The sequence below is a fragment of the Acinetobacter sp. ANC 4862 genome, from assembly GCF_004336635.1.
In the GTDB taxonomy this organism is placed as follows: Bacteria; Pseudomonadota; Gammaproteobacteria; order Pseudomonadales; family Moraxellaceae; genus Acinetobacter.
In genome coordinates this window covers 81,725-93,440 of record NZ_SJXH01000005.1, presented here as the reverse complement: position 1 = coordinate 93,440, position 11,716 = coordinate 81,725, and the positions used below count along the sequence as shown (strand labels likewise).

Genomic DNA, 11,716 nt, shown 5'->3' with positions numbered 1-11,716 from the left:
TGTTTAGACAGATGAAAACTTAAAAATGATTCTTGAAAATGGCGCTTTGAAATATCGAATCTGTTTGGTAATTAAATTCAATCTTTTGGGTTATGGCAGGGGATGGTGCGAAGACCTATCATCCTGCTGATTCAATAAATGAAGCAATTCAGTTTGTTGTTCTGCACTTAAATGCTGTTGAATTTGTTGCATGATGCTTTGTGGGGTGATGCTTTCTAATTCGGGTTCAAGCAATGGATCGGTTTCAATCACTTCTTCGTTAAAAACCAGGTTCTCATAAATCGTGTCAAACTTGTCTTGCAAAGGTTGCAGCTGCATATCAAAGATCTGTTTATTTTCCAGTTTCAAACATTGATAGTCTGCTGCATGTTCCAGTAATTCACTACGATTGCCGGTAGCAATAATCTGTAGCTGTGGAAATGCCTGATGTAAGCGTTGCAAAATCACTTGCGAGGTATTTTGATCGAGCTGGTGGTCAATTGCATCAATCAATAAAATTCCATCCCCTTCAAGGCATGGATATAAACTGTTTGGATTGAGCAAGCATAAGCGGCGCACGATATCCCCCACTAATGCGATCCAGTTTTTAATGCTATTAGACAATTGTTGATAGAGCATGGTTTTATTCTGATAGCTCACCATCAACTGTAATTTAGGCTGGTATTGGATATAAATTTCTTCTAAAGCAGGAATGACCGTGCTTAAGGCTTGTTTTAACGCATCCAGGCTCGGTGCGTTCATTTGTTTTTGAGCATTGACCAATTGTTGCAGAAAGCCATTATCTTTGTTTTTCTGGATGGATGGATTGGACAGCAATTGTTGAAACAGTTGGGTAATCTGGGCATTTTCAATATCACTGATTTCACGAAACCACTCAAAAAAACGGCTAAAGGTAGTGTAAGGAATAGTTGAAATTTCATAGGCGTGTGAGGTCTGGAAAATGATAGGATTATTCTTGCTCAGAATATTCATTTCATTGACGAAGCGTTCCGCAGGATAATAGGCAATTAAGGGTAAGCCTTGCAGCTGATCATGTTTGATCGCATTTTGATAAAGTTCGACCAAGTTTTCCAATTGTTGGGTCTCGGCTTTGCTGGTGCCTATACCATGACTATTTAAGGTTTTATACAGCTGCCAATCACAGTAAGAAAGTGCTTTGTCTTGCGGTTCACTGGCTTCGGTTAAAGTGCCAATATCATTGGGAATTCGAACCCGAATATCAATTTTGGATTGCAAGCGCGTGAACATAATGTCTTGATCAAGCATCACTACACCGGCAGCACGAAAGTCTTTATAACGTGCTGCAAACCAGGTCAGTGCTTGATAAGTGAATTTTAAAATGCCGGTTTTACCCGAGCTTTGATCACCCAGAATCAGGGTGATCGGTTTATCACTAAATTTCAGCTTGAGATCAGCAAAATGAAGGGCGTGTTTGAGTTGAACAGATTCGATTTTCATAAAACACCTGCATTGCGAAATGAGCTGAATTATTCTCCCACGGCTTTACGCAACGATAATGGCATTTGCTTTTTGAGTTGCTGTACCAAATCGTAAATGTGGTGAATATTTAAACTCACTTTAGCACGTGTGCAGGCAACGTAAAGCAATCTTAACTCTTCGTCACTAATTTTATGGTCTTTTTCATTGACCTTAAACTGATAGTCATCTTCGATATGCACACGATCCCATTCCAAGCCTTTGGCTTTGTGTGCAGTTGAGATAATGTAGTCGGCATGTTCAATCGGAGTGATTTTCGCCAAGGCTCTTTTGAGTGGATCGGTACCGTGATCATCGACCAGTTTCACCAAGGGTTTAATGTCACTGCCGTCATTGGTTTCACAATATTCATGTACGTCATGCCATGAATTAAACCAGGCCAGTTCAGGCACATCAGTCACTCGTTTGCCTTGTTTCAGCATGCTGGCGGCATCAACAAAACGGTTCAGCTTGACATGATCGGCTTGTAAACTAACTTTATCTCCATGCACTAAACCTGCAAGCAATAACTCCATCGCCCGCGCATTGGTACGGCATAAAATCGCATCGCGTTGTTTGGTATGCGGTTTATTGACTACTTTTGAATTGAGATACGGATTGCCCAATAGTGGCACGGTTTCGTTTAAGGCGCCCAAAATCGCATTGGCATTTAAGGCAATTTCTTCACCGAAACGAAATGATGTCGTTAATCTGGATTCAGGCAAGGGCAATTGCTGCATGGCATTGACCGCACCGCGCCAGGCATAAATCTGTTGATGGGCATCACCGACATAAATCACCTGGGTATTACGCTGTCTAAGCAAAATTCCCAGCATCAGGGGGTCGGCATCTTGTGCTTCATCAAACAACACATAATCTGTTGGGATATTCGGTTCAGACAAAGCCCAAAGTTTCAGGTAAATATCATGACCAATCCCGGCTTGATGATTGGGGTCAATCGATTCTAACCAGCGCCGTTCAATCGCGGGATAAAGATGCTTTTGCAACTCATCAATATCATCCGGATGCAACCAGCTCGGTGCTTGTAGATGGCGTGGCGCAGGATATTGTGAACTGGTCGAACAGAAATAACTGACCGCATTCGCCACCAAGCTCGCCAAACGACTCGGCATCATCACATATTTTTCATAACGTCCACCCATCATACGACGCAGGGTAATCGGTTGCAGTCGATATTCCTTGGCAATAAAACTTGGACTTAAACGCGGTAAACGCAGTTTATCGGTCACGCCACGCGGCACACTACGAAAAGCCAGTGAGTGAAAAGTACGACAGTCGACACCACGATGAAATTTACTTTGTGCTTCTGATGCAATGGCTTTGTTAAACGCCAGATACATGCCACGCCGCTCGGGCATGGCATCACTGATCATTTCTAAAGTGGTGGTTTTACCTGTGCCGGCATAAGCAATCACTTTAAAGGATTTGCCCAAACGTGCATTGTCTATGGCAATGGCTTGCTCATAGGTTGCACTCGGTTTTTGCGAATTAGACACAGTCATTGGCTTAGTGTTGACGATTGGCTTTTTCAACCAATCCAGATAAGCCTTGGCGACGTGCCAGTTCGTTTAAAACCACTTGTGGTTCAAGATCGAAATAGCCCAACATGACAATGGTATGGAACCATAAATCTGCCACTTCATAAATCAGGTCATTTTTATTATCTTCATGCGCTTCAGCTTTAAAGTCTTTCGCTGCGATGATGGTTTCAATGCTTTCTTCACCGACTTTTTCTAAAATTTTGTTTAAGCCTTTGTGATACAACTTCGCCACATAAGAGGAGTCAGGATCTGCCGCTTTGCGCTCGGTCATCATCTGACCTAAATAGTCCAGCACTTCCACTTGTTCAGATTGAGCCGTTGAGGCATTCATGGCAAGCGTATGTGGATTGTGTGAATGGGCAGATTTTTCAGCATAAATCTGGCTTGGATCTTTCAATTGCGCATCGACAATTTCCCAACCATTTGGTGTGAGTTTACGATAGAAACATGATTCACGACCGGTATGACAGGCAATGCCGCCATGTTGTTCAATTTGCAACACAATCACGTCTGCATCGCAGTCTAAACGGATTTCATGCACGGTTTGGAAATGACCAGATTCTTCGCCTTTATGCCACAATTTTTGACGTGAACGTGAGAAGTAAACGGCCTGGTTTTTTTCTGCAGTTAAGGCTAAAGCTTCACGGTTCATCCATGCAACCATGAGCACACGACCGCTTTGATGATGCTGTGCAATGGCAGGGATTAGACCTTGTTCGTTAAATTTTACTTCATCGAGCCATTGCAAGTTGTTCATGAGAATTTCACCAAAAATATGTTCAAAATGGAAAAGAGCGAATTAAAATCGCAACTACATAGTGTACGTGATTAGCGAGTGTTTGAGAAAAAAATATACGCATGATCATTTGGTTTGCTCATTACGCAGTTGTATGTTTTTTTCGTGCAAATGTATTTCATTATTTTTATGGGTAAAACGGATCAAAAATCCACTGATTGAAATATGCCACTTAAAATTAAGCCTATCCATGGATAAGCTCGACTCAGAGTAGTTTTATAAATCTTGCATAAATTGCGGCAAGTTTTGCTTTTCCACCATTTCTAAAAATTCATCACCCAAGCGCTGACTTTCGGCTACACATTGGTTCCACATTTGAATGCGCTGTTTCTGATCTAAGCCTTTTAAAGTGAAGTCTTTACGATCGGGCAGGCGTCCGAGTGGTAGCGATTGCAAATATTCTGCGGAAGGGGAAAGTAGTAAAGTTCGTGCCTGATTTTCAGGATTCGCCTTACGCTTTTTCAACATTTTATCGAACCAGCCTGGTGTAATGCGGTCGCTAAAGTGCGGATACAGCACAATGCCTTGGCTCTCAAAAGGTAGGTCAATGTGATAGTCAATTAACCCCCCATCACGATAACTGCCTTTAGGCGCATCCGGAATATCGCGAATAGCCGCCATAACTCCCGGAATAGATGCAGAAGCCATCAACCAAGGCGTGACATTGTCGCTATTTAAAGTTTGATAATGGGTAACAAAGTCATCATCCACTTTAAATTGTGTCCCCATTTTTGGTTGGCTAATCACGCGTTGCATAAACAGACGGTTATGTTTACGACCGAGTGCATTACTACCAACAATGCCCGCGATAGACGTAAGGAGAGGAAAGGACTTATCACTTTGGAAAATATGCTGTGCTTTAATTGAAATCACAGTGAGATGATAATCAGGATGATCAACCAGTTGTTGTTCTTTGCCTTGAATCAGGTCAATTAGCATGCCTTGACAAATATTACCGACGTCTTGACGTGACATTTTTTTGTGAAAATACAGGTTGGTATAAAGTTCTGAAAGACGTTCAGTCCCTTCTTTAGCACCCCAAGCAAGAATACTGGCAAAACGCCAACTGCCAATGGATGAACCAATCAGGGTTCTACGTTGTGGTGCTTGTGCAAGGAAATTGCCAAAAATGGCTTGATCCAAGCCTTGGATACCAATACCTTTCGGGCCACCTGCTGCACCGGGAACAGTATCGACAAAGCTTGCCTGCAAACCTTCTTTTTCAATCAGTTGGCGTGCCAATCGGCCAGCACGGATATTTAATGAAGGAGGGCGTTTATGCAGGATTTGCGTCATGATCTATGATTAAATATACAAGTGTGTTGTTATTTTAAGCTGTTAGATATAAGCAACAATGGCGAGAGTCATCAGTGGGTGACTGATCAGTCATTGTATGGAAAAACAGCCTGATGATTTAAATAATCAGGCTGTTTAAAGGTAGATCTAGGCAATAAGGGGACTTTATTATTTCACCACACGCCAAACAGCAAGTAAGCTGGAAAATGCAATCAAAAGAATCGAAACATACCATGGCGCAATAATCGCAATGGACAAGAAGATTGCCATCATGCTGCCGAAAATCCAGCTACGTTTTTGTTGATTTTCCATTTGCAAACGCATGCTTTGCAGTTCATTGAGCTGTTTGGAATGCCAAGCCGACTGGTTCTTTAAGCCGTTTAAACTGTCGATCATCAAGCTAGGTAAATCCTGTGCACCGAGCAGAAGATCAGGAATTTTTTGTCCCAATTCTTTCAGATTCTTCTGCGGATTCATTTGTGCTTTAATCCAGTCGGTCAAGATCGGTTTCGCCAGTTTCCAGATATCCAGTTCAGGATAAAGGTCGGTGCCCAAACCTTCGACATGAACCAGTGTTTTCAGCAATAACATCAATTGTGGCGGAATTTCCAGATGGAAACGACGGGCAATATCCATCACTTGAATCAGGATGCCGGCAAAGTCCAATTCATGCATCGGTTTGGAAACCATTGGCCCCACGGTACGACGCATTTCACGCGCTAAAGCATCCTGGTCTGTACCCGGTGGAATCCAGCCGGCTTGATGCACCACCAGAATCAGCTGCATAAAGTCACTGTTCATTACTGCCAGTAACATGCGTGCCACGGTCATTTGATCGTGTTTGGACAGCTCACCCATAATCGCGCAATCCAGTGCAATAAAGCGTGGATTACTCGGGTTAATGGTTTCGACAAACACGTTCCCCGGATGCATGTCGGCATGGAAAAAATTGTCCCGGAACACTTGGGTAAAGAAGATGGTTAAACCTTTCTCTGCCAAGTCCGCCCGATTCATCCCCATGCGATCGAAAGTGGCGATGTCGGAAATGGGAACACCAGTGATGCGCTCAGCGACCATCACATCTTTGCTGTCCATATATACTTCAGGCACATACATCATGCTTGAGCCGGTAAAATAATGGCGCATACGACGAGTGTTGTCGGCTTCTAAGGTCAAATCCAGTTCATTCAGAATGATTTGACGATAGTCCTGAATAATTTCAGAAAGGTGTAATGCGCGTGCCGCTTCTAGACGTTTTTCTAAGGCAGCACCGAGCCAATCGAGAATTTCAAAATCTTGTAAGATTTGCTGACGAATATTGGGGCGGGTGACTTTCACCACCACTTCACGACCATCATGCAAAGCCGCAGTATGCACCTGAGCGATGGAAGCCGCAGCAAGCGGTTGTTCATCGAAACGGGCAAACAAGGTATTTACATCGGCTTTCAGGGATTCCTGAATGCGCATTTTGGCAACGTTGTTGTCAAAGGGTTTGACCCGATCTTGTAAAAGCACCAATTGTTGTAAAACTTCGGGTGGAATCAAATCACGACGGGTGGATAACAATTGCCCCAGTTTGATCGCAAGCGGTCCCATTTCCTCTAGAGCTTCTTTCAGCTTAAGTGGATTTTTACGTTCACGGCTTGACCATACCGCAGGGTGCATACGAATCAGGCTTAAAGCATGACGGGCTTTTTCAGGTAATTCTTCCGCAGGAAACAACGTGTCGAGTCTATAGTGCGCGGCGATGCGCCAAAGTTCGAGTAAACGTGAAACGTGCGGAATCATAAATGCTTATACCTGGTTTTGAGTTGAATCAATCTGTGCCTGAAGTTGTTGAATTTTAGCTTCAGCACGATCTAAATTTTGATTGAAAATTCGGGTGTCTTGGTTTAAATCATCCATCTGCCAGCGTGAGGCAAACAGACCGGTATCTTCTTTTAATGCATCTTCGGCAAAGAACGCATAGCTTTCAAGCGTGCGTTTTAACTGTTTCGGTGCAAGTTGGATTTTACCCAGTTCATGTGCAAGGGCGGGGCCAATCCACGGACTTAAATGCGAGGCTAAATCCGGTTCGGCCTGTTGCATAATGCGTTGAATATCCTGCAACAGGTGATAGTCACCTTGCAGCGGAATATTGCCGACATCGTCCGCCAATAACAGTTTCAAAAGCTCGACTACATTTTTAAACTGTAAGGTCGCAGTCGCTTCAGAAATCTGTTCATTTTTATCGAATGGACGTTGTTCGAAGATGGATGGTGTCTCACTTTGACCCGTGATTGTCGGTTCTAAGCGAACTTTGTCTTGGTCAAAGAATACATCGACAGACAGTTGCGGTGAGTCAATGACCACCCGCAACATTTTGCCTTGCAGTTCATTCAGCTGGATGCGGGTAATCGCATCCAGATCAATCATATGATGAATTAATCGTTCAACTGCACCGAGTGCCAGAATCGACCACATAGTGCGAAACCTTAAAGTTTAAAGCCACGGTGAACCGCGACAATGCCACCGGTTAAGTTGTGGTAATCACAGTTTTGGAATCCGGCATTTTCCATCATACCTTTTAGGGTACGTTGGTCAGGGTGCATACGAATTGATTCGGCCAAATATTTATAACTTTCCGAGTCATTGGCAATAATTTTGCCCATGATCGGTAAAGCTGTGAACGAATATAAATCATAAAGTTTAGAGAATGGCTCAAACACCGGTTTAGAGAATTCAAGCACCAATAAACGACCGCCTGGCTTAAGCACGCGGTACATTGCCGCGAGTGCCGCATCTTTGTCGGTCACGTTACGTAAACCGAAGCTGATGGTGAGCAAGTCAAAACTGTTGTCTGCAAATGGCTCTAAAGTTTCAGCATTGGCTAAAACAAAGTCCACATTGGTACAGCCGGCATCGATTAAACGGTCACGACCGACATTCAACATCGATTCGTTAATGTCTGAAAGAACCACATGACCGGTAGGACCGACTTCACGACTGAAGACTTTAGCCAAGTCACCTGTACCGCCTGCAATATCCAGTACATGCTGACCACGACGTACGCCAGACATGTTAATGGCAAAGCGTTTCCATAAACGGTGAATACCAAATGACATCAAGTCATTCATGATGTCGTATTTACTCGCTACAGAGTGGAACACTTCCGCCACTTTTTGTGCTTTGTCCTGGCTGTTTACAGTTTGAAAGCCAAAGTGTGTGGTTTCGCCCACATTGCCGGTGTTTGCGCCACGCGGCAGATTGTATTTAGGAACTGAACCGGTGACAGGCGTATCGGTCAACTGTTGTTGTAAGGTTTGTTGCTGACCTTGTGCTGTCCCTTGCGGTAATGGTTCAGTTAAGAATGGACTCACTTTGTCTGTATTTTGTGCCGACTCAGATGTAGAGGTAGGCGTTTGATTTTCGTTAGACATAGAGTCACTCCTAACATAAAAATAGGGTTAATATTGCAGTGCTTGCATGATGACAGATTCTAAGACGTTGTGCAGCAATCCGCATGCAATTGTTATGAATAATATACAGAAATTTGCTCTGTGTTTTTATTCGCAGCTCATTGTGTTATTTTCATCACAGCATGACGTTATTGAAATGGATTCGGATCACCTGCATGAACTTTATGAATGATTTGACGTTCAACCGCAGTAAAATCTTTGACAAACTTCTCTGCCGACTTTAACGGTTTCATCGCTAAAAAGCCATCCTGCATAAATTCATACATCACTTGAAAGTTATATTTATGAGCAGTGCCTTTACACATTTTAAATGCGGTCTGAACCATAAATGAGCGCATGTATTTATCCAAACTGAAGCCCAATTGATCGAGTAAATCCAGCTGTTTCAGGCGTTGTTGTCCTTGATCCAGTTTAAGATAAGTCAGACGCATCATTTCATCGGTTAAAGTTTCATAGGGATGATAATCTTCGAGTAGTTGCATCGCCACTTGTTCATCCAGTTGTACCGCTAAAATTGCCAGTTCAACTCCAGAGGTACCGGTTTTAATGGCATTTTCAGGAATGATTTTTTCGGCTTTATGTGCATATTTCGCTAAACGTGCAATTTGCTCTGCCAAAGCATCGAAATCTGGACCGCCATACAGGCGATTCAGAAAATATTCAGACATTAAAATATTGTGTTTTTCTGCAAACTGTTTGACATGCGTGTTTTGCGTGCGGTTTTTTTGCCAGGCTTGCACATCTTGAAGACGTTGGAAAATGTCAGGGTTTTGATGATAATTCAATTGATAGTACAACTCTAACAAGTCATCGAATGCAGCCAGTTTCGACATTATGCGTCCCTATTATTTTTCAGTTGGGTAAATCTTAGAGCTAGATTGACAAAGCTGCTATGACAAAATGATGAAAAAATGATTTTAAACAGGTCAGTTTGATCTGGAAATAAGCAATTCTAAGCAACATAAACTGCACATCTTGCTATGTTGTGTCGTATTCAGCTTCGCTATACTGCCATGAAGAACGATAGATTTGAGAATTATATGCCTTCAGAAAAAATAGAAAGTCAGCTGCTGGATGAAGATGAGCTCTCCTTGAATCTGATTGAAGCACAATATCTTTTAAAAAATACCCGCGATCAAAAGAATGCTAAAAGTGTTCTGGTTTTAGTCAATGGAATTGAATTGGCGGGCAAGGGGGAGTCAGTCAAGCAACTGCGTGAATGGGTCGATCCCCGTTATTTGCGAGTCAAAGCAGATCCACCAATCATGTTGGATCAGAAGCAAACTTTTTGGCAACCTTATGCACCTTCCATTCCTGCTGAAGGTGAAATTATGGTGATGTTTGGTAATTGGTACACTGATTTGCTGGTCACCGCCTTGCATGTGTCCAAGCCCTTGGATGAAACGCTGTTTGATGCATACATTGAAGATATGCGTGCTTTTGAGCAGGATTTAAAAAACAATCATGTTGACGTGATTAAAGTCTGGTTTGACTTGTCGTGGAAATCTTTGCAGAAACGACTCGACAATATTGATCCGAGTGAAGTGCATTGGCACAAATTGCATGGTCTGGACTGGCGCAATAAAAAACAATATGACAACGTGCAAAAGCTACGTCAGCGCTTTACCCAAGACTGGACGATTATCGATTGTGAAGATGAAAAAACGCGAGATCAACAATTTGCGCAGACCATTTTGGCAGCCATGAAGCATTGTCCTAAACATTTAAGTCAAAGCACAGCCACATGGAAACAAGCTGCTGTTCCAGAACTGTTATTGCATCCTGAAAATCAGCCGATTACCAAAGAAGATTATAAAAAAGAGCTGAAAAACCTGTCTCTTAAAGTAGCAGAAGCCCTACGTTTTGATGATCTTAAGGCCATTGTTGTTTTGGAAGGAATGGATGCGGCAGGTAAAGGTGGAGCGATTAAACGCATTGTCAAGAATCTTGATCCACGTGAATATGATATTCACCCCATCTCCGCACCTGAGACATATGAAATACGTCATCCCTATTTATGGCGTTTTTGGACCAAGTTACAAACGGAGGAAGATATTACTATTTTTGACCGTTCCTGGTATGGCCGGGTATTGGTTGAGCGTGTTGAGGGTTTTGTCAACGAGGCCGAATGGCAACGTGCCTATGATGAAATTAACCGTTTTGAAAAAGATTTAGTCAATAGTCGAACGGTGGTGATTAAATTGTGGCTGGCGATTAGTAAGGATGAACAAGAGGCGCGCTTTAAAGTACGTGAAGCAACCCCGCATAAACGCTTCAAAATTACCGCGGATGATTGGCGTAATCGTGAAAAATGGGATGAATATTTAAGTGCCGCAGCAGATATGTTTGAAAGAACAAGTACAGCCCATGCCCCTTGGTATATTATTGCCACCAATGATAAAAATACGGCACGTTTAGAAGTATTAAGAGCAATCCTAAAACAGCTGAGAGCGAATTAAGCTCTCAGCGGAGAGATTAATCTGCCTTGATCATCCAGCACTTAGCACAGATGGTTTAATTCACCACCTGTGCTTTTTGTTTTTGTTGAATGTCGTTGGCAATTTTGTAACATTCTTCTACATGGGCTCCAGCGACTTTTTTCATCACAAAATAGCCTAAACTTGCTGCAACAATTTGTCCGCCTAAGGGGATAAATTTAGTCACTTGTTTGGTGATGACCTTGGCTGCCACATTGTTGAGGGATTTTTTGACAGCGGTACGGGCAACCACCAAACCAGAAAACTCGACCCCACGTTTACGCAGTTCATTCCACTGCACTTGTTTTGTTTCTGGATCATAGACGCTGATTTGTTCAGGGGCCAAACCAAAACGTGCATTCACTTCTGGAATGAGTTGTGACAAAATTCCGACATCGATGACAACATCCAGAAACGGAACAGGTACGACTGCAGCACCTGCAGAACAGTAAGCACGTTTTTTGACAAGTTCTAAGCATTCCGCACGAATGGCTTCCAAATCTAATGCTGGGTCTATTGAGTCTGGAATTTTATCTATTTTCATCATGTAAATACCTTGAACTTGGTGTTGGTTTTTCTATTCAATCATTATTAAAGTACGAATTTCAAAGCATTTTTGAATCGAACCGAAATCTAAAAGTGACATAGACA

10 protein-coding genes are annotated in these 11,716 nt (G+C 42.7%); 1 reads left to right on the top strand and 9 read right to left on the bottom strand.

All coding sequences use genetic code 11. From position 1 onward, the window contains the following. Window positions 1–90 precede the first annotated feature (90 nt). The 8 genes from E0409_RS03820 to E0409_RS03785 form a co-directional block, all read right to left on the bottom strand. A complete protein-coding gene (locus E0409_RS03820) occupies window positions 91–1,458 on the bottom strand; it encodes an AAA family ATPase (protein ID WP_131287825.1) in 1,368 nt (455 codons plus the stop codon). 29 nt (window positions 1,459–1,487) lie between these two features. Beyond that, a complete protein-coding gene (locus tag E0409_RS03815) occupies window positions 1,488–2,993 on the bottom strand; it encodes a UvrD-helicase domain-containing protein (protein ID WP_131287822.1) in 1,506 nt (501 codons plus the stop codon). A 10-nt stretch (window positions 2,994–3,003) separates the two neighbouring features. Further along, entirely contained in the window at window positions 3,004–3,795 is a 792-nt protein-coding gene (gene hisIE, locus E0409_RS03810) for a bifunctional phosphoribosyl-AMP cyclohydrolase/phosphoribosyl-ATP diphosphatase HisIE (RefSeq protein ID WP_131287819.1), read from the bottom strand. Window positions 3,796–4,050: 255 nt separating this feature from the next. Continuing rightward, window positions 4,051–5,130 (bottom strand): patatin-like phospholipase family protein, encoded by a 1,080-nt coding sequence (locus tag E0409_RS03805; RefSeq protein ID WP_131287816.1) that lies wholly within the window; start codon window positions 5,128–5,130, stop codon window positions 4,051–4,053. A 168-nt stretch (window positions 5,131–5,298) separates the two neighbouring features. Next, a complete protein-coding gene (locus E0409_RS03800) occupies window positions 5,299–6,918 on the bottom strand; it encodes an ABC1 kinase family protein (protein ID WP_131287813.1) in 1,620 nt (539 codons plus the stop codon). A 6-nt stretch (window positions 6,919–6,924) separates the two neighbouring features. Next, window positions 6,925–7,593 carry a ubiquinone biosynthesis accessory factor UbiJ gene (locus E0409_RS03795; protein WP_131287810.1) on the bottom strand — a complete coding sequence of 223 codons (669 nt, stop codon included), beginning with the start codon at window positions 7,591–7,593 and terminating at the stop codon, window positions 6,925–6,927. A gap of 11 nt (window positions 7,594–7,604) precedes the next feature. Beyond that, window positions 7,605–8,549: a bifunctional demethylmenaquinone methyltransferase/2-methoxy-6-polyprenyl-1,4-benzoquinol methylase UbiE gene (gene ubiE / locus E0409_RS03790; RefSeq protein ID WP_131287807.1), complete on the bottom strand. Its 945-nt coding sequence runs from the start codon at window positions 8,547–8,549 to the stop codon at window positions 7,605–7,607. Window positions 8,550–8,716: 167 nt separating this feature from the next. Continuing rightward, window positions 8,717–9,421: a DUF8198 family protein gene (locus tag E0409_RS03785; RefSeq protein WP_131287804.1), complete on the bottom strand. Its 705-nt coding sequence runs from the start codon at window positions 9,419–9,421 to the stop codon at window positions 8,717–8,719. A 207-nt stretch (window positions 9,422–9,628) separates the two neighbouring features. Here E0409_RS03785 and pap point away from each other — a divergent pair, with 207 nt between their 5' ends. After that, window positions 9,629–11,047 (top strand): polyphosphate:AMP phosphotransferase, encoded by a 1,419-nt coding sequence (gene pap, locus E0409_RS03780; RefSeq protein ID WP_131287801.1) that lies wholly within the window; start codon window positions 9,629–9,631, stop codon window positions 11,045–11,047. Window positions 11,048–11,102: 55 nt separating this feature from the next. Here the strand turns inward: pap and E0409_RS03775 are convergent, their stop codons facing one another. After that, window positions 11,103–11,609, bottom strand: coding sequence for a hypothetical protein (locus E0409_RS03775; protein WP_131287917.1), 507 nt, complete (start codon window positions 11,607–11,609; stop codon window positions 11,103–11,105). Window positions 11,610–11,716: the final 107 nt, after the last annotated feature.